Raw genomic sequence first — 17,764 nt, 5'->3', positions numbered from 1 at the left:
AGTGGCGGTGGCCGGACGTCCCCGAGGGGTCGAGGATGTAGTGATCTTGCGTGCGACGGCCGAGGTGATCGGCCGGGTGGGTCCTGCAGGGCTGACTCTGGCTGCCGTGGCTCGCGAGGTCGGGCTGGTGCCCGGCACCCTCGTGCAGCGGTTCGGATCCAAGCACGGCCTGCTTGTGGCACTCGCCGAGCAGTCCGCGAAGGACGCGGACGTGCTGCACGGGCGGGTGCGGGAGGAGCACGAATCGGTGCTCGGGGCGATGGCGGCGCTGGTGGTGGAGTCCATGGCTCCGATGGCCACGCCTGAGAGCTTCGCGAACCATCTGGCGTTCCTGTGTACGGACCTCGCGGATCCGCAGCTTTACGAGCATGCCTTGGCCGTTCACCAGGCCCAGGGTCGAGTGATCCGGTCACTGCTGGCGGAGGCTGTCTCCGCAGGCGAGCTCCAGGACGGGACGGACGTCGCAGCGTTGGCGGGGTCCGTCCAGGCGATCACCGCCGGTGCGGGCCTCACATGGGCGCTCGACCGCCAAGGCACCCTCGCGCGGCGGCTCCGGCAAGAGCTCGACAACGTACTGGCCCCGCACATCCCGCCCCTCCGCAGCCACGACCTGGAGGAATCATGATGAACGCCACACGGCCGTTGGCGGGGAAGGTGGCCCTGGTCGCCGGCGGTACCCGAGGCGGCGGGCGGGGTATCGCCGGCGAGCTCGGGGCAGCCGGCGCGACGGTGTACGTCACCGGTCGCAGCACCATGGCCGCACGCTCCGACCTGGACCGCCCGGAAACCATCGAGGAGACCGCCGAGAAGATCACCGCCGCCGGCGGCCTCGGCATCCCTGTCCGCACCGACCACAGCCGCCCGGAGGAAGTCCGTGCCCTGATTGACCGGATCGCGGCCGAACAGGACGGGCGGCTCGACATCCTGGTCAACTCCGTATGGGGCGGGGACCAACTGACGGACTGGGCGCACCCGTTGTGGGAGCAGGACCTCGACACCGGACTTCGGCTGCTACGGCGAGCGGTGGAGACCCACGTGATCACCAGCCGGTTCGCACTGCCGCTGATGGTCGCCCGCAGGAACGGTCTGGTCGTGGAGGTCACCGACGGAAACACCGCCCGCTACCGTGGCTCGTTCTTCTACGACCTCGCGAAGTCCGCGGTGATCCGCCTCGCCGTCGCACAGGCCGCCGAGCTGAAGGCGCACGACATCGCGGCCGTCGCGATCACACCGGGCTTCCTGCGCTCGGAGGCCATGCTGGAACACTTCGGAGTGACCGAGGCCAACTGGCTGGACGGCGCGGCCAAGGACCCGAACTTCGCCCACTCCGAAACCCCCGCCTACCTGGGGCGTGCGGTTGCCGCGCTGGCCGCCGACCCCGACATCATGGCCAAGAGTGGGCGAGCCCTGGCCACCTGGGACCTTTACAAGGAGTACGGGTTCACCGATGCCGACGGCACACAACCGGACTTCGCCGCCCACTGGGCCAACTCCTTGGAGGAGGACCATGGGCCGCTGGGAGACCCTCTGTGACACCACAGCGCAACGCACCGGCGTGATCCTGTACCGAAGTCCCCTCGTCGGTCTCCGCCGTAGCGCAGGTCTCGGGCACTGCGGCCGAGACGGGCTGACACCGCAGCGGTTCTGAACGATGCTTCCGGACCGACAGCCAAGGCGGTCAGGCAGGGCCGGCAGGGGGCGACCTGCCGCTGCCATCCCACCCTCGCACCGGGGCAGGCGAGGGCCATGCGGGTGAACCACGCGACAACGTCGCTGACGTCGCCCCGGCACACCGGCTTGAGTGGGGTTGTCGATGCTGCTTCTCGGCATTCGCCGGGCCGATGCGGGCTTCCACGGAGACAGGCGGCGCCGCCGCCCCAAGCTCCCGCAAGGACTGTGCAAGAGGCCACTTGGACAAGGAAATTGCAACTTCGACATGGCTCGCAGAGGCAGCTATCTTTACCTGGTCTTCGGCGATCGCCCACGGTCCCACAGGAGTTCCTTCAAGCTGGGCCACCCGCGACGGGATGAGTCGGTCACGCTCCACGAACCCTCGCCCCCATGCGTAAGCCACCGAACCGGATCCACGCCAGGCAGCCCCAACCAGGGAGAGACGCATGCCCCATCTTGCTCTGTACACATTCGGCGTCCTGAAGTCACCTCTCGCCGATCCCGCACCTCTCACGCGCGAGTTCTACGACATTGGTGAGGCCGTCTACCGGAAGATCAGCCAGCACCCCGGATACCTCGCGCATGCTGAAGCGGCAGACGCTGACCGGGGCACGCTCTTCGAGGCGGACTGGGGTGCATGGGGAGAGTTCGCCGTACCGACCTGGTACGGCAAGGGCCGTACGCCGGAAACCACCTCCCTGGCCACGACCCTCTCACTCTGGACCGACCTGCGCCCCGCCTTCGACGCCATCTACACCGGTCTGCACCGTGAGGCGCTGAACAGGCGTTACGACTGGTTCGAGAGGACAGGGCACCCAAATTACGTGTTCTGGTGGGTCTCCGACGGCGTGATACCCACCTGGCGGGACGGGGCTTCCAGGCTGGAGCACCTCCACGACCAGGGCTCCGTGCCGCACGCCTTCACCTTCCACCACTCGTTCGCCCCGGACGGAGCTCCGACCAGGATCAAAAACATCGGGCCGAAGAGCGACCAGGTTCGCTGACAAGGAAGCCTGAACGACTGGATTTGCTGTCAGGCGTGTCGGCGCTGGCGGACATGATCCGAGTCGTGGACCTGAGACTGGAACTGCTGCCCCCGCCCGTGAGTCGGGAACAGCTGGATGAGTTGTGCCGTGAGATCCAACGGATGGCACTGTGCTACCCGATGCCCCGGCCGAACCACCCTGGTCCGTGTCGCGCGGTCGGCCCGATGGGACCGGCCTGCGGGCACCGAGTCCGAGCCCCGGCCCGGCCTGCGCGGCGGCCACATGCCCGGCGCCGCCAACCTGCCGTTCACCGAACTGCAGGCCGACGGCCGGATGCTGCCCGCCGAGGAGCTCCGCTCCGCCTTCGCCGAGGCGGCCGGCGACCGCGAGCGGCTGCTGTTCAGCTGCGGCTCCGGTGTCACCGCTTGTGTGCTCGCCCTCGGTGCCGAGCTGGCCGGCTACCGCGATCTCGCGGTGTACGACGGTTCCTGGAGCGAGTGGGGCCTGCCCTCCGGTCTGCCGGTCGTGACCGGCGCCGAGCCCGGCAAGTTCTGATCAGCTACCGGGCAGCCGGCTTCGTGAAAGCGCGAGGCCATGGTGGCCGCGGTGTCACGGCGTCAAAAAGACGTGCGGTTCACCGGTCCGGGGGACGGGAGTTCCGCCCGGAGCCGTTGGAGCAAGGATCTTGCTGCAGTGCCGGCGGGGCCGTCGCTGCGCCAGGTCAGCGCGATCCGGCCGCGCGGCTGCGGGGCGACCAGTTCCAGCGAGCGCAGGCCCAGCGCAGCCGCCGTGCCCTCCGGGAGGGCCGGCAGCACGGCCACGCCCAGTCCGCGGACGGCCAGTTGAGCGAGCAGGTACGGGGTGGCCGCCTCGAAGGCGATGCGCGGCTGGAAGCCCGCGGCGGCGCAGGCCCGGTCGAGGACACCGCGCAGACCGGTGCCGCGCGGCAGGGTGATCAGCGGGCGATCGCGCAGGGCGGCCATCGGGATCTCGGTGCCCTCGGTGCACCCGACCAGCGGGTCCTCCGGAGCGAGGACGGCGACCAGCGGGGTGTCGATGACGATCTGGTGCGACAGGCCCGGCGATGATTCGGTGTCCGTCAACCCCACCAGCGCGAAGTCGAGTTCGCCACTGTACAGCGCGGCGTGCATCCGCTCGGAGGTGTCCTCGCTGAGGGTGATCTCGATCTGCGGGTGCTCGTCGTGGAAGTCGGCGAGCACCGAGGCGACGTCGAGCTCGTGGGTGGCGGTGCCGGGAACCAGACCGATTCGGACGCGACCACGCAGCAGCCCGGTGAACTCGTCCACCGCCTGCCGGACGCCGTCGAACGCGGCGATCGCGGCGCGCGCGTACGGCAGGACGGCCCGCCCGGCCTCGGTGACGGTCACCGAGCGGCCGGAACGATCCAGCAGCTGTTGCCCGAGTTCCCGCTCCAGTTGTCGGATCTGATTGCTGATTCCCGGTTGGGCGAGCCGGAGCCGGGCGGCGGCCCGGGTGAAGTTGGCTTCCTCCACCACGGCAACGAAGTACTGCAGCTGACGGAATTCCATAACTGCCGATTCTAGTTACGAGACCTGCGAAGTATTGGACCTATGGCAAACCGTGCTGGCATGCTGAAGCCATGGGGAACGCCAACCACCGGAATTCGCAAGAATTACCCACATTTCACGGCCCGGTCTTTCGTCCGGGCGATGCCGGGTACGAAGACGAGGTCTCCGGCTTCCAAGCGGCCTACAGCCACCAGCCGTTGCTGGTGGTCGGTGCGGCCGACGCCGACGACGTCCGCGCGGCCGTGTCCTACGCGGCGCGTGAGGACCTGCCGGTCGCGGTCCAGTCGACCGGGCACGGCCTGTCGGTGGCCGGCCAGGACGCGGTGCTGATCAGCACCCGCCGGCTGACCGAGCTGGTGATCGACCCCGACAGAGGAACGGCCCGGATCGGCGCCGGAGTTCGGGCCGCCGAGCTGATCGCGGCCGCCGGCGAGCACGGGCTGGCCCCGCTCAACGGCTCCTCGTCGACCGTCGGCGTCGTCGGCTACACCCTCGGTGGCGGAATCGGGCTGATGGCCCGGCAGTTCGGCTACGCGGCTGACCACGTGCGGGCAATCGAAATCGTCACCGCCGACGGCGAGCTGCGCCGGCTCGAGGCGGGCGACGAGCTGTTCGGCGCGGTCCTGGGCAGCGGCGGCAACTTCGGTGTCGTCACCGCCCTGGAGACCGACCTGGTCCCGGTCCGCACCGTCTTCGGCGGCCAGTTGGTCTTCGACACACCGCTGGTCGAGCAGGCGGTGGAGACCTGGCGGCAGTGGAGCGCCACGGTTCCTGACGAGTTGACCTCCTCGGTCACCTTGATCGGCTTCCCCGACATCCCGCCGGTCCCCGCCCCGATGCGCGGCCGGTACGTGGCGTCCGTCCGGATCGTCCACAACGGACCGGCCGAGGAGGGCGAGCGCCTGGTCGCACCGCTGCGCGCGGTCGGCGACCGGATGATCGACAGCCTGCAGACCCTCCCGTACACCCAGTGCGCGGCGATCCACCAGGACCCGGCCGACCCGCACCCGTACGCCGCGACCAACGCGCTGCTCGGGGAGTTCCCGGCGGAGGCGGTGCGCGCGGTGCTGGACGTGGCCGGCCCGACGTCCCCGGTGCCGTGCCTGGTGGACATCCGCCACCTGGGCGGCGCGCTGCGCACCGCCGGGCCGGGCGGGATCGCGGTGGACCACCGCGAGGCGGAGTACGTCGTCCGGGTGCTCTCCTCGCCGGGCTTCGGCGGAGTCGGCCCGGACGCGATCCGCGAGCGGCACGCGCTGCTGCGCGAGGCTCTCGCGCCATGGACGCTCGGTCACAGCCTGGCCTTCCTCTACGGCGACGGCGAGCACGCGGACGAGGCGCAGACCCGCTTCGGCTACCAGGCGACCACCTACGAGCGGCTGGCCGCGCTGAAGGCCGCGCACGATCCCCGGAACATGTTCCGGTTCAACCGCAACATCCGCCCCGAGTCGAAGTCCGCCGAGGCGGACGGCGGCCCCGGCGCCGAGTGACACCGGGCGGTCGGCCGGAGAACCGTCGGTACTCCGGCCGGCCGCCGCACGACAGGAGAGCAGCATGGACATCCGAAGCGCGATCGCGGCCGAGCGCCGGGAGTTGGCCGACGTCCTGGACGGCCTCTCACCCGAGCAGTGGGACGCGCCGACGCTGTGCGAGGGGTGGCGGGTCCGCGAGGTCGCGGCCCACATGTCAGTGGGGTTCCGCTACTCGTTCCCGCAGGTGGCGCTCGAGCTGGTGAAGGCCGGAGGCAACCTGAACCGGATGGGCGACCGGGTCGCCCGCCGGGATGCGGCAGCCATGACGGAGCACCAGATGGCCGCCACTCTGCGGGACAACGCGGACCACCCGTGGACTCCCCCGGTAGGCGGGATCACCGCGGCCCTGGGCCACGACGTGATCCACGGCCTGGACATCACGGTACCGCTGGGCTTGGAGCGCAAGGTGCCGCTGGAGCGAGTCGAGGCCGTCCTGGCCGGCGTGGGCACCAGGACGCTCAAGTTCTTCGGTGCCGAGCTCGACGGGGTCCGGCTGACCGCCGACGATCTCGACTGGTCCTTCGGGGCCGGCGCCCCGGTGTCCGGCTGCGCGCAGGACCTCCTGCTGGTCGTGTACGGCCGCAAGGTGCCCGCCGGTCGCCTGGGCGGCGAGCTGGCCGCCCGCTTCGTCGCGGCCTGACCCCATCCGGCCTGCCCGCGCCGTCCGCGGCCGCCGCCACAGACTGACTGTCCGCCAACCCCAGTAGGCCGGCAGTCGGGCCGTTCCGCCCGTACTTACCCCCGTAGTACGGGCGGAACGGCTTCTCCGCGTCCGACACCAGGCATCCGGGGTGTCACCCGATCAGGACGTCAAGGCGTTCAGCCCGCCACCGGCTCCGGTGCCCGTCCCATCGACCGACCCGGCGCGAAGACCCGCCAGAACCAGGCCTGGGCGAAGGCCACCGCGACCAGCGCCGGCAGCACCGTCACCGCCAGCAGGGTGAGTGTGGAGGAGGCCGCGACGGCGTCGCCGAGGCTCAACTCCCCCACCCCCGAGCGGGTCGCCAGGACCGTGGTTCCGTTGGCGATGCCGACACTGACCGGCAGCGCGATGAGCGGGGCCGCACCGCGCGCCAGCGCCCGGACGGTCTTCCCGTTGGCGTAGTCCCGTCCGGAGCCGAGCACCGCGATCGCCGGGAAGAGCCCGTTGATCGCCACCGCCACCTTCGCGTCGCAGGTCACCAGGCCGATGACCGCGGTGAGCAGGATCAGTCCGGCCAGCGCCAGGCTGAGCTGCTTGGCCAGCCGGTCCGCCCGCTCGCCGAGCGGGTTGTCGCCCCCGGCTGACAGAGCCGTGAAGAAGATGCCCTGCCGCAGGCTCGCCAGCACCACGACGGCCGCGCTGCCCAGCGTGAACGGGTGCAGCAGGTCGCCGAGGGTCGCGGTGGGCTGCCCGCCGCCACCGATGGACAGCCCGCGGATCAACACCGAGAACACCACGCCCCAGCCGGCCGCCAGCACCAGGCTGGCGACGGGCAGCACGGCGTCCCAGGCCCGACGCCAGCCGGCGCCCGGGTGCGCGGAGCGGAACCAGAGCGCGGCGTCGCGCAGCAACCAGGCGAGCAGCAGCAGGGTCACCGGGATCCGCAGACCGGCCAGCAACTCCCCTTCCAGCAGGGGCAGGGCGCCGAACAGCAGACCGACGAAGGCGACCAGCCACACCTCGTTCGCCAGGAACAGCGGCACGACGGAGCGGCGCATCCGCGCGCGGTCGGCCTCGTCACGGGCGAACGGGATCAGCATGCCGACGCCGAAGTCCGCGCCCTCCAGGGTCAGATAGCCCACCAGGAGCAGGCCGACCAGCGCGTACCAGAAGATGTCCATCAGCAAGTCTCCGTCAACCGGGCGTATTGGGCAGGATCAGTAGGTGTGCGGAACACTCGTCCCCCCTGGTCCGCCCGCTCCGACGGCCACGGGCGCGCCGCCGTCCGGCCGCCGTTCGTCCACCGGGAAGAGGTCGTCGGCGGCGAGCAACCCGCCGTCCGGGCCGAGCAGGGCGTAGTGGCGCAGTAGCGAGATGTCGACGACCGCCAGGACGGTCAGGACGACGGTGAAGGCGAGGTACGAGGCGAGCATCCCTCCCCACGACACGTCGCCGATCGCCTGCTTGACGGTGAGTTCGCCGGTGACCATCCAGGGCTGGCGGCCGACCTCACGGGTGAGCCAGCCGCAGATCAGGCCCAGCGGGGCGAGCGGCAGCAGGATCACGGCCAGCCGGAGCCGGAAGGTCCTGGCGGACAGTGGCTTGCTGCCGCCCCGTGCCGCAGTGGCCGGGATCCAGCCGAGCAGCAGCACCAGGACGCCGATCACCATCATCAGGTTGGACGGACCGGTGATCCAGGACGGGGGCGCCCAGTCGCCGACCCCGTGCAGGGCCTCGGCCGCGGCCTTGGCCTTCTCCACCTCGTCGTGCTCGCCGGTGAGGATCCCGAACTTGGCGGGCTGGTAGTCCTTCAGCGGCCCGTAGGACGCGAAGCCGACCGCGATCGCCACGAAGGCGCCGATCGTGGCCAGCAGCGAGCCCTGCACCAGGGTCGGGCGGAAGAACTCCACTTCCCGGCCCCGGCGGATGTGGTAGGCGCTGACGGCGGCGAGGAACAGCCCCGCCAGCACGGACACCGCACCGGCGATGTGCGCCAGGGCGATCCAGGTGGCCTCGTTGGTGAGGACCGCGAACCAGTCCGTCACCTCGGCCGCACCGTTGCGCATCTCATAGCCGACCGGCTTCTGCAGGAAGCCGTTCACCACCATGATCCAGAATGCCGAGGCGTACGCGGTCAGGGCGACCAGCCAGATCAACACGGCGTGCACGCGGGCCGGCAGCCGGTTGAAGCCGAACGCCCACAGGCCCAGGAAGGTCGACTCGAGGAAGAACGCGACGATGGTCTCCACCGCCATCGGCGCCCCGACGATGTTGCCCATGACGCGGGACAACCCGGACCAGTTGAGACCGAACTGGAATTCCTGGGCCAGGCCGCTGATGATGCCGAGCGCGTAGTTGATGACGTAGAGGCCGCCCCAGAAGCGCACCCGGCGCATCCGGGTCGCGCGCAGCTCCGGGTCGGTGGTGCGCAGCCCCCTGGTCTGCATGCACGCGACCACCGTGACCAGCCCGAGGGTGAGGGCGACGAACAGGAAGTGCAAGGTCGCTGTGGTCGCGAACTGCAGTCGCGCCAGATCAACTTCCGTCACGTGTCATTCTCCGATGAACGGGTTCCCGCCTGCGAACGGTGGGCGAGCCTGGCCGCGTCACGCGTTAACGTCGCTACGGTTATTGGTTTTTGAGATCTCGTCATATCAATACGGTACGCGTGTAGGAGACCAGGGCGCGGGCCGCGGGGCCGAGACCGCCGCCGGGCCGCCAGGCGATCGCGAGCCGGGCGCGCAGGTGCGGGCTGGGGATCCGCACCGGGTGCAACTGATCCGCGTTGGCGCTGACGAACGGCTCGGGCAGGATCGCCACCCCGAGACCGCGCGAGGCGAGTTGGGCCAGCACCCTCGGGTCGCTCGCCTCGAAGGCGATCCGGGGGCTGATGCCCGCGGCCGCCCAGGCCGCGTCGGAGGCCGCCCGCAGGCCGCTGCCGGCGGGCAGGCACATCAGCGCGTAGTCCTGCAGCTCGTCGACGGTGACAGTGCTCCGCTGGGCCAGCGGATGGTCGTGGCTGACCGCGCCGACCAGCGGCTCGTCGGCGATGACCTGCACGTCCAGCCCGGGCGGAGGGTCGGCGGACAGGCCGATGATGGCGACATCGACCCGGCCGGCACGGGTGGCCTCCACCAGTTGCTCGGTACTGCCCTCGGACAGGGATATCTCGACAGCCGGGTACTTCTCGCTGAAGTCGGCGATCACCTCGGGCAGGCTGAGTGACAGCGAGGAGGCGACCGAGCCGACCGTGACCTGGCCGTGGACCACACCGGTGAGGTCGTCCACGGCATTGCGCAGGCTGTCGGCGGCGGCCAGCACGACGCGTGCGTGCGGCAGCGCGGCCAGCCCGTACTCGGTCAGCTGCACCGAACGGCCGCTCCGGTCCAGCAGGTTCTGGCCCAGCTCCCGTTCCAGCCTCCGCACCTGCGCGCTCACGCACGGCTGGGTCACGTAGACCCGGGCGGCGGCCTTGGTGAAGCTGCCTTCTTCGGCAACGGCAACGAAGTACTCCAACTGACGCAACTCCATGCCGCGAGTCTAGGCATCCGGTTCGTCAGCATCACTGGTTTTTATGGGACTTGAGTTTGACCTGAGTTCGATGGTCGAAACTCGCGCGTCGCCCGTCCGCGGGAGGACGGGCGACGCGCGGCGCGAACCACGGTCAGGACGCGACCGGTTCGAGCCTCCCGCCGAGCCTCTGCAGCCGGCCTGCCAGGTAGAGATCCCGGCAGTACCGGCGGCGCACCTTGCCGCTGGTGGTCTTCGGCAGGTTGCCGCGACGGATCAACACCACCTCGTCGAGGTCGATCCGGTGGTTTCGCCGCACCGCCTCGCGCACCGCGGCCACCATCTCGCCCTCGGCCATCCGCTTCAGCACGGCGGTGTCGGCCTCGACCACGACGACCACGGCCTCACGCTCGCCGTCCTCCACCGGGAACGCGGCGGAGGACGCCGGCCGCAGCAGCGGATGGCTGGATTCCACCGTCCGTTCGATGTCCTGCGGGTAGTGGTTGCGGCCCTTGATGATGATCAGGTCCTTCAGGCGGCCGGTGACGTACAGCTCGTCGCCGCGGACGAAGCCCATGTCCCCGGTGCGCAGGTAGGTCACGGCGCCCTCCTCACCCGTGATCCGGGCGCGGAAGACCCGCTCGGTCTCCTCCGCGCGGCCGGTGTAGCCGGCCGTCACGCACGGGCCGTCCACCCAGATCTCGCCCACCCGGTCGGAGCCGACGGCCAGCCCGGTGGCCGGGTCCACGATCCGCACCCGGGTGTCGCCGACCACGGTCCCGCAGCTCACCACGGAGGCGGTGGGCCGGTCCTCGCCCTGCTCGTCCGCGGCGGGCGCCGGCACCACCCGGCCGGTGCGCAGCGCCTCGGCGTCGAGCCGCAGCGCGGCCGCCCGGATCTCGGGCCGGCAGCCGGCCACCTTGAGCGTGTTCTCGGCCAGGCCGTAGGCGGGAGCCATGGCCGTGGGGGGCAGTCCGTACTCGGCGAACGCCTCGGTGAAACGTTCCACCGTCGCCGCGCGCACCGGCTCGGCACCGTTGATCGCCACCCGCCAGCGCGAGAGGTCGACCGGGTGCCGGGGTCGACCACTGCGCACGACCAGGTCGTAGGCGAAGTTCGGCGCCGCGGTGTGCGTGCCGCGGAAGCGCGAGAGTGCCTCCACCCACCGGGCCGGGCGGCGGATGAACGCCTCCGGGCCCATCAGGTAGGCCGGGTGGCCGGACCACAGCGGCAGCACCACACCGAGCATCAGGCCCATGTCGTGGAAGAACGGCAGCCAGGAGACCATGACGCCGTCGTCGCCGACCGGCCACAGGGCGTCGGTCTCCTCGGCGTTGGCCCAGAAGTTGCCGTGGGTGACCATCACGCCCTTGGGCGAGCCGGTGGAGCCGGAGGTGTACTGCAGCAGGGCCACGTCGGACAGGCTCACCCCGGGCAGCCGGGCCGGCTCTCCGACGGCGGGCAACTCGTCGGTGGCGATCAGTTCGAGCCCGGCGAGCTCGGGCAGGCCCCCGAAGTCCGCGAGCACCTGCTCACGCACGGCACGGGTGGTGAGCACCAGCGTGGTGCCCGCGTCGTCGGCGATCCCGCGCAGCCGCTGCACGCCGTACTCACGGGTCGGCACCTGGACCGGTGCTCCCCGGAGTCCGGCCGTGGCGCAGGCCAGCCAACCCCGGATGAACTCCAGGCAGGTGGGGTACATCAGCACCGCGCTGGGCGTGCTGCCGGCCAGCCGCGCGAGGGCAGCGGCCCGGCCCCGCACGGCGTCGTGCAGTTCCCGGTAGGTGGTCTGCTCGCCCGGTCCCTCGCCATTGACGAGGTGGACGTAGGCGACCTGGTCCGGGGTCTCCCCGGCCCTGCGGGCGAGGATATCGGTGAGCGGCGACGGGCGCCGTCCGGTTCTGGTTCCAGTACTCATGGCCGTCCGTTCGTCGTGGGTGGGACCTTGCGTCCGCCGGCAGACCGGAGGCGGCAGTCAGTCGAGGTCGGTCAGGCCCGCGCGGGACGCGTTGACGAGGGCGGCCATGTTGCCGGGGGGCTGACGGTTCTCGTGCATCAGCTGGTGCGCGTCACCGATCCTGTCGAAGGTGAACGGGTCGGACAGGCAGGGGTCGACCAGCCCGGCCGAGACCAGCTGGATCATGGCGCGCACCTGCGACGGGTTGAAGCCGTGGGAGCCCTGGAGGCGCTTCTGGCGCATCCACAGGAAGCGCAGGTCGACGTCGGCCGCGTAGCCGGAGGTGCCACCGCAGATGACCACCATGCCGCCGGTGTCGCACAGGTACATCGAGGTGGGGATGGTGTCCTGGCCGCTGTGCTCGAACACGATCCTCGGCGCGCGCCGCTCGCCGAGCTCCCGCCAGAAGGCCTTGCCGAAGGCGCGGACCTGGCCCATCCACTCACCGTAGGCGGGGTCCATCAGGTCGGGCATCCGGCCCCAGTGGGTGAACTTGGTGCGGTCGATGTAGCCGACCGCACCGAGCTTGCGGCAGTACTCGCCGCGCTCGTCGCTGGAGACCACCGCGACCGGCAGGCCGCCGGCGTTGCGCACCAGCTGGATGGCGATCGAGCCGAGGCCGCCCGCGCCGCCCCAGACCAGCACGGGGTCACCGGGCTGGACCGTGTTGCCCGCCCAGCCGAAGAGCTGGCGGTAGGCGGTGGCGCCGGTCAGGATGAACGAGGCCGCCGACTCCCAGGTCAGGTTCTTCGGCTTCGGGTGGCACTGGAAGTCCTGTACCAGCGCGAACTGGGCGAAGGAGCCGTAGTTGGACTCGAAGCCCCAGGCCTTGGTGCTGGCGGCCATAGTCGGGTCGGTGCCCAGGCGGATGTCCTCGGCGTGCTCGTCCCACTGCCCGCCCGAGAGCACCACGTGGTCGCCGACCTTGACTCCGGCCACGTTCTCGCCGACCGCGAAGACCACGCCGGATCCCTCGGACCCGCCGATGTGGAAGTCCTCCGGCTCGCCCGCCTTCTGCCGGGCGCGGATGACGTCGAGCGGGAAGCCCAGCCCGGCCCAGACGTTGTTGTAGTTGATGCCGGCCGCCATCACCCAGACCAGCACCTGGCCGGGCCCCGGCTTGGGCGTGTCGATCACCTCGACGGCGAAGGACTTGATCGGCTCGCCGTAGCGGTCCGGGCGGATCAGGTTGGCGTACATCTTCTCGGGCACCTCGCCGAGCGGGGGCATCTCGCCGAGCTCGTAAAGGGACTTCACCATGGTTGTTGCCTCCTGCGGTTGGTGGTCCGGCCCCGGGCGCGCGTGCGGGCGTGCCCGGGGAGGGGTGCGTCAGTTCGCGGGTACCGGGAAGGCGGTGCGCCGGAACGGGTAGCCGGGCACGGCGGTCTTCCGGGGGGTCTGCGGCGCGTGGAGTTCCGGCCAGGCCACGTCGGCCCCGGCCGCCCACAGGCCGCCCAGCGCGGCCAGCAGGATCTTCACGTCCGAGGTCGGGTCGGTCGGATGCGGCAGCGCCTGCAGGATCTCGTGCTCCTCGCGCAGCTGCGGGTGGCGGCGGGCCAGTGAGGACAGGCTCGTACCGGGGCCGCACTCGACCAGGACGCTGTGCGGGATCGCGGCCAGCGTGTCGAGCACCTCGTGGTAGCGGACGGTCCGGCGCATGTGGTCGCGCCAGTAGCCGGGGGTGGCGATCCGCGCGGGCTCGACCCAGGTGCCGGTGGTGTCCGAAATGACCGGGACGGACGGCTCGTTGAGCTCGATGCCAGCCACGAACGCCTCGAACTCGTCCAGCACCGGGTCGACCAGCGAGGAGTGCCCGGCGCCGGGGATCTTCAGCAGCCGGACCTCGTGGCCGGCCGCCGCGGCCTCCTCGACGAACTGCTCGACCAGGTCCTTCGGGCCGGAGACCGACACCTGGTCCGGTCCGCTGATCGCGCCGATGCCCACGCCCTCCGGGAGCAGCGGGAGCAGGTCGGCCTCGGGCAGTCGGACCGCCGCCATGGCGCCGGGCTTCAGACCGGCGAGCAGGTCGGTGCGCTTGCCGACCAGCTTGATCGCGTCGGGGAAGGAGAACACCCCGGCCACACAGGCGGCCGCGTAGGCGCCGAGGCTGTGCCCGACCACGGCGCTGGGGCGCACGCCCCAGCGCGCGAAGGCGCGGGCGAGGGCGTACTCGACCACGAACACGCCGGTCTGGGCGATGATGCCGAGCGCCAGCTCCTTGCGCACCCGCTCCTCGTCGTCCGGTGCGGGGTCGACCAGCCGGCGCGGGTCCAGGCCCTGTTCGGCGAGGACGTGCTCGGAGCAGGCGTCGATGTCGGCACGGAACCGGGCGTCGGCACGGTAGAGCTCGCGGGTCATTCCCAGGTGCTGGCCACCGTTGCCGGGGAAGGTGAAGACCACCGGCGGCGCCTCGCGCCGCGTCTTCCGGGCGGCCCGGCCCGGGGCCTTCGCGGTCTCCAGCTCCTCGACCGCCTCGGCAGCGGTGCGGGCCACCACGTAACGGCGGTGCGGGTGGGCCGTCCGGCCGGTCTGCAAGGTCCAAGCGGCGTCCGGGAGTTCGGCGTCGCCGACGCCCCCCAGGTGGCGGCCGAGGCGGGCGGACAGGTCGTCCAGCCCGGCCGCGGACTTCGCCGAGAAGGGCAGCAGCTGCCAGCCCTCGCCGGCCGGGGCCGACCGCCGGTCCGCGCCGGCGCGGCCGGCCGGGGCCTGCTCGACGATGGCGTGGGCGTGGCCGCCGAACGGACCGGCGGCGCTCAGCCCGACCCGCCGGCACCCGTCCTCCGCCGGCCAGGCGTCGGCCTCCCCCGGCAGCCCGCCGTCCTGGACCGCCAGCACGCTCTCGATCAGCGCGGCCGTCACGGGAGCTGTGTCGGTGAGGTCCGCACCAGCCGCCGGCAGGTCACGGATCAGGACCGACTCCGCACTCACCCCGCCGACCGCGCGGGCGTCCCGGGCGATCCGGGCCCGGGCGGCCTCCGGCTGCTCACCCCGCCCGGCGGTGCCGACCGCCGTGGCCCGTACGACGCCGTAGATCCGGTCGCCGTCCTCCAGTGCCGCCCGCAGCGGCTTGAGCACGACGATCCCGCAGCCGCCGGCGGCGCCGCCGTCCTGGGCGACCTGCACGGTGACCGCGCCCGCCAGCGCGAGGTCGCACTCGCCGCCGAGCAGGCCCTGGACTGCCGTGTGCACGGCCACCAGGGCGGTGGCGCCCGCCGCCTGGACGGACACCGCCGGGCCGGTCAGGCCCAGCTTGTAGGCGGCCCGGGAGGCCAGGAAGTCGGCACCGGTGGCCGCCCGGATCTCCCGGTCGTCCACGTGCACCAACCGGTCGGCCCGGGCCCGCAGCCGCGCCGCGTGCAACGTGCTGGCGCCGCCCGCGTAGATGCCGACCACGAGATCGTCGGCCGCGACCTGGACGCCCGCGTCCTCCAGTGCGTGGTACGCGCACTCCAACAGGATCCGCTGTTGCGGGTCCATGATCACGGCCTCGCGCGGGGAGATGCCGAAGAACGTGTTGTCGAACGCGTACGGGTCGTCGAGGGCCAGGTCCGGGCCGGCCGCCGTGCGCGGCTGCTCCCGGAAGGCCTCGACATCGGCCGCCGGCCCGAAGCGGGCCGCCACGCCGACGATGGCGATCTCCGCCCCACCATCGGCAGGGTCGTATTCGGTCATGCTGGTCCGCCCCTCCTCTTCACGTTCGGGACCTCTCTGGGGGCCTCAGGCAACCGGGGTCGCCGGGCGGATGAAGCGGCCGTCCTCGACGCCGAGCACCGTGTCCCGGTGGCCGGCGACGAGCTCGTACGGCTGCCCGGGGCGGATCGCGCTGACCTCGTCCAGCCGGGCCACCTGGGCGTCGTCGAGGGCCAGGTCGAGGGCCGCGAGGTACTCGTCCAGCTGGTCGGCCGTGCGGGGCCCGATCACCGGCACCATCGCCGTCGTCGAGCGGGCGGCCTTGGCGCGCAGCCAGCCGATGGCGACCTGGACCGCGGAGCGGCCGGTCTCCTCGGCGACGGCGAGGACCGCGTCGAGGACGGCGGTGCGCTGCTCGCTGTCCTCCTGGCGGATGGCCAGGCCGTCCCAGTCACTGAGTCGACCCTCACGGCTGTGCCGGTACTTGCCGGTGAGCAGGCCACCGCCGAGCGGGGACCACAGCGCGGTGCCCAGGCCCAGGGCCTCGGCCATCGGCAGCAGTTCGCGGTCGGCGCCGCGCTCGGCCAGGCTGTACTCGAACTGGACACCCACCAGTGGCGCCCAGCCGCGCAGTTCGGCGATGGTGGCAGCGCGACTGACCCGCCACGCGGGGAAGTTGGACAGCCCGGCATGGAGGATCTTGCCGTCGCGGACCAGGTCGTCCAGCGCCGTCAGAACCTCCTCCACCGGCGTGACCTCGTCCGGCAGGTGGGCCCAGTACAGGTCCAGGTGGTCGGTGCGCAGCCGCTTGAGGCTCGCCTCGACCGAAACGCGGATGTTCTTGCGGCTGTTGCCGGTGCTGGAGATCCGGGCCCGGCCCGCGCCGAGGGAGAACTTGCTCGTCACCACGTAGTGGTCGCGGTCGGCCGCCAGGAACTCGCCGAGCAGCTTCTCGGACTCGCCGATCTGGTAGTTGTCGGCGGTGTCGATCAGGGTGCCGCCGGCGTCGGCGAACCTGTCGAACACCTTGCGGGCCTCGCTCTTGGTGGCACCGCCGCCCCAGAGGGTGCCGAAGTTGGCGGTGCCGAGCGCGACCTCGGACACCCGCAGGCCGGTCCTGCGGCCGAAGGTTGTGTAACGCATGTCGGTCCCCTTACGCGTCCGCGCTCGTCGCCCGGCCGATGAGCCGGATCAGTTCTCGCTGCTGTTCCCCGTCGCGGAAGTAGAAGTGGCCGCCCTCGAGGACGTGCGCGTCGAGTCCAGCCGTGGTGTGCGTCTGCCAGTCCAGCTGCGCACGGTTCTCCTCGGAGCCGACGAACGCGGTGATCGGAACGGGCAGCGGCTCTTCGGCCGCGTACTCGTAGGTGTCCGCGATCTCGGCGTCGGAGCGCAGGTAGCCGAGGACGATCTCCTTGAGCTCCGGGTCGTCGTGGATCTCCTGCGGCAGCGCGCCCCAGCGGCCCTCGATCTCGGCCAACAACCCCTCGGAGGACAGCCGGCTCGCGCCCTTCTTCGTGGTGATCGGCGGCGGCTGCATCGAGGAGATCAGGAGCCGGCTCGGCAGCTTGCGTCCGGCCTTGCGCAGCGCCCGGGTGACCTCGAAGGCCACCAGGCCGCCGAGACTGTGGCCGAAGAAGGCGAAGTCCCGTCGGCTGAAGTCGATCTGCTCGACCAGGTCGGCCACCAATTCGGTCATCCGGGTGTACGGCGGCTCGCTCTCGCGCGGCGCCCGGCCCGGCATCCGCACCGCCCAGAGCTTGACCCCGGGCAGGCCGTCGGACCAGCGCATGAACTCGCCGGCCGAGCCGCCCGCGTGCGCGAAGCAGTAGAGGTCCATGAAGGTCTCCTGCCTGGACCTCCGGCTGGACAGCCAGCGGCTCTCGGCTGCCGTCAGCACTGGGGACGTCACGTCCGCGCCGCCCGTCATCGGGACTCCTTGTCTGTGCTGTGCTGGTCGCCCCCGGCGGCCAGCTGACGCTCGATGAGGTCGGCGATGCCCGCGGCGGTGGGGGTCAGGAAGAGCGAGCGGGCCTTGATGTCGACCGGGTACGCCTCGCGGATCTCGGCGAGCAGCTTGGCGCCGATCAGCGAGTCGCCGCCCAGGTCGAAGAAGCTCTCATCGGGCTCGATGTCATCCAGACCGAGGGCCTGCCCGAACAGGCGCAGGACGAAGGCGAGCGGGGTCCCCTCGGCCAGCTGACGCTCGATGAGGTCGGCGATGCCCGCGGCGGTGGGGGTCAGGAAGAGCGAGCGGGCCTTGATGTCGACCGGGTACGCCTCGCGGC

Annotated in this window: 15 protein-coding genes and 1 pseudogene; 6 read left to right on the top strand and 10 right to left on the bottom strand. The window is 71.5% G+C overall.

What is annotated here, in order from left to right:
* Positions 1-40: 40 nt before the first annotated feature.
* The 4 genes and pseudogenes from ACZ5ON_RS25865 to ACZ5ON_RS25850 form a co-directional block, all read left to right on the top strand.
* Complete coding sequence (locus ACZ5ON_RS25865; protein WP_465597415.1) at positions 41-625, top strand: TetR/AcrR family transcriptional regulator; 585 nt, start codon at positions 41-43, stop codon at positions 623-625.
* The gene (locus tag ACZ5ON_RS25860) at positions 622-1,533 is read left to right on the top strand and encodes an SDR family oxidoreductase (protein ID WP_465597277.1); all 912 of its coding nucleotides are present in this window, start codon (positions 622-624) and stop codon (positions 1,531-1,533) included. The genes ACZ5ON_RS25865 and ACZ5ON_RS25860 overlap by 4 nt, the downstream gene beginning before the upstream one ends.
* Before the next feature lie 584 nt (positions 1,534-2,117).
* Positions 2,118-2,675 carry a DUF3291 domain-containing protein gene (locus ACZ5ON_RS25855; protein ID WP_465597274.1) on the top strand — a complete coding sequence of 186 codons (558 nt, stop codon included), beginning with the start codon at positions 2,118-2,120 and terminating at the stop codon, positions 2,673-2,675.
* A 213-nt stretch (positions 2,676-2,888) separates the two neighbouring features.
* Positions 2,889-3,212, top strand: a pseudogene (locus tag ACZ5ON_RS25850) (rhodanese-like domain-containing protein); the annotation flags it as partial.
* 62 nt (positions 3,213-3,274) lie between these two features.
* On the opposite strand, the gene ACZ5ON_RS25845 reads toward ACZ5ON_RS25850, so the two are convergent.
* Complete coding sequence (locus ACZ5ON_RS25845; protein ID WP_465597271.1) at positions 3,275-4,207, bottom strand: LysR family transcriptional regulator; 933 nt, start codon at positions 4,205-4,207, stop codon at positions 3,275-3,277.
* A gap of 71 nt (positions 4,208-4,278) precedes the next feature.
* On the opposite strand from ACZ5ON_RS25845, the gene ACZ5ON_RS25840 reads away from it, so the two are divergent.
* A complete protein-coding gene (locus tag ACZ5ON_RS25840) occupies positions 4,279-5,697 on the top strand; it encodes an FAD-binding oxidoreductase (protein ID WP_465597268.1) in 1,419 nt (472 codons plus the stop codon).
* 64 nt (positions 5,698-5,761) lie between these two features.
* Positions 5,762-6,379, top strand: coding sequence for a maleylpyruvate isomerase family mycothiol-dependent enzyme (locus ACZ5ON_RS25835; RefSeq protein ID WP_465597265.1), 618 nt, complete (start codon positions 5,762-5,764; stop codon positions 6,377-6,379).
* A gap of 179 nt (positions 6,380-6,558) precedes the next feature.
* Here the strand turns inward: ACZ5ON_RS25835 and ACZ5ON_RS25830 are convergent, their stop codons facing one another.
* The 9 genes from ACZ5ON_RS25830 to ACZ5ON_RS25790 all read right to left on the bottom strand — a co-directional run.
* Positions 6,559-7,563 carry a cytochrome d ubiquinol oxidase subunit II gene (locus ACZ5ON_RS25830; RefSeq protein ID WP_465597262.1) on the bottom strand — a complete coding sequence of 335 codons (1,005 nt, stop codon included), beginning with the start codon at positions 7,561-7,563 and terminating at the stop codon, positions 6,559-6,561.
* A gap of 36 nt (positions 7,564-7,599) precedes the next feature.
* Complete coding sequence (locus tag ACZ5ON_RS25825; RefSeq protein WP_465597259.1) at positions 7,600-8,931, bottom strand: cytochrome ubiquinol oxidase subunit I; 1,332 nt, start codon at positions 8,929-8,931, stop codon at positions 7,600-7,602.
* A 100-nt stretch (positions 8,932-9,031) separates the two neighbouring features.
* The gene (locus ACZ5ON_RS25820) at positions 9,032-9,913 is read right to left on the bottom strand and encodes a LysR family transcriptional regulator (protein ID WP_465597256.1); all 882 of its coding nucleotides are present in this window, start codon (positions 9,911-9,913) and stop codon (positions 9,032-9,034) included.
* 133 nt (positions 9,914-10,046) lie between these two features.
* Positions 10,047-11,810, bottom strand: coding sequence for a fatty acyl-AMP ligase (locus ACZ5ON_RS25815; RefSeq protein ID WP_465597253.1), 1,764 nt, complete (start codon positions 11,808-11,810; stop codon positions 10,047-10,049).
* Positions 11,811-11,867: 57 nt separating this feature from the next.
* Entirely contained in the window at positions 11,868-13,109 is a 1,242-nt protein-coding gene (ccrA, locus tag ACZ5ON_RS25810; RefSeq protein ID WP_465597250.1) for a crotonyl-CoA carboxylase/reductase, read from the bottom strand.
* 69 nt (positions 13,110-13,178) lie between these two features.
* Positions 13,179-15,521 (bottom strand): acyltransferase domain-containing protein, encoded by a 2,343-nt coding sequence (locus ACZ5ON_RS25805; protein ID WP_465597247.1) that lies wholly within the window; start codon positions 15,519-15,521, stop codon positions 13,179-13,181.
* Positions 15,522-15,566: 45 nt separating this feature from the next.
* Positions 15,567-16,622 (bottom strand): aldo/keto reductase, encoded by a 1,056-nt coding sequence (locus ACZ5ON_RS25800; protein WP_465597244.1) that lies wholly within the window; start codon positions 16,620-16,622, stop codon positions 15,567-15,569.
* Positions 16,623-16,632: 10 nt separating this feature from the next.
* Entirely contained in the window at positions 16,633-17,406 is a 774-nt protein-coding gene (locus tag ACZ5ON_RS25795) for a thioesterase II family protein (protein ID WP_465597241.1), read from the bottom strand.
* Positions 17,403-17,764, bottom strand: a 362-nt coding sequence (locus ACZ5ON_RS25790) for an acyl carrier protein (protein WP_465597238.1), incomplete at its 5' end; no start/stop codon positions are given. The genes ACZ5ON_RS25790 and ACZ5ON_RS25795, both read right to left, overlap by 4 nt.

The organism is Kitasatospora sp. NPDC032150 (assembly GCF_055579945.1).
This window is presented reverse-complemented; position numbering and strand designations above follow the sequence as displayed.

Excerpts from the sequence above, each read along its gene's own strand:
- ACZ5ON_RS25855 (WP_465597274.1), top strand. The coding sequence starts at position 2,118 with ATGCCCCATCTTGCTCTGTACACATTCGGCGTCCTGAAGTCACCTCTC.
- ACZ5ON_RS25820 (WP_465597256.1), bottom strand. The coding sequence starts at position 9,913 with ATGGAGTTGCGTCAGTTGGAGTACTTCGTTGCCGTTGCCGAAGAAGGC.
- ACZ5ON_RS25835 (WP_465597265.1), top strand. The coding sequence starts at position 5,762 with ATGGACATCCGAAGCGCGATCGCGGCCGAGCGCCGGGAGTTGGCCGAC.
- ACZ5ON_RS25840 (WP_465597268.1), top strand. The coding sequence starts at position 4,279 with ATGGGGAACGCCAACCACCGGAATTCGCAAGAATTACCCACATTTCAC.
- ACZ5ON_RS25795 (WP_465597241.1), bottom strand. The coding sequence starts at position 17,406 with ATGACGGGCGGCGCGGACGTGACGTCCCCAGTGCTGACGGCAGCCGAG.
- ACZ5ON_RS25815 (WP_465597253.1), bottom strand. The coding sequence starts at position 11,810 with ATGAGTACTGGAACCAGAACCGGACGGCGCCCGTCGCCGCTCACCGAT.
- ACZ5ON_RS25845 (WP_465597271.1), bottom strand. The coding sequence starts at position 4,207 with ATGGAATTCCGTCAGCTGCAGTACTTCGTTGCCGTGGTGGAGGAAGCC.
- ACZ5ON_RS25805 (WP_465597247.1), bottom strand. The coding sequence starts at position 15,521 with ATGACCGAATACGACCCTGCCGATGGTGGGGCGGAGATCGCCATCGTC.
- ACZ5ON_RS25800 (WP_465597244.1), bottom strand. The coding sequence starts at position 16,622 with ATGCGTTACACAACCTTCGGCCGCAGGACCGGCCTGCGGGTGTCCGAG.
- ccrA (WP_465597250.1), bottom strand. The coding sequence starts at position 13,109 with ATGGTGAAGTCCCTTTACGAGCTCGGCGAGATGCCCCCGCTCGGCGAG.
- ACZ5ON_RS25860 (WP_465597277.1), top strand. The coding sequence starts at position 622 with ATGATGAACGCCACACGGCCGTTGGCGGGGAAGGTGGCCCTGGTCGCC.
- ACZ5ON_RS25830 (WP_465597262.1), bottom strand. The coding sequence starts at position 7,563 with ATGGACATCTTCTGGTACGCGCTGGTCGGCCTGCTCCTGGTGGGCTAT.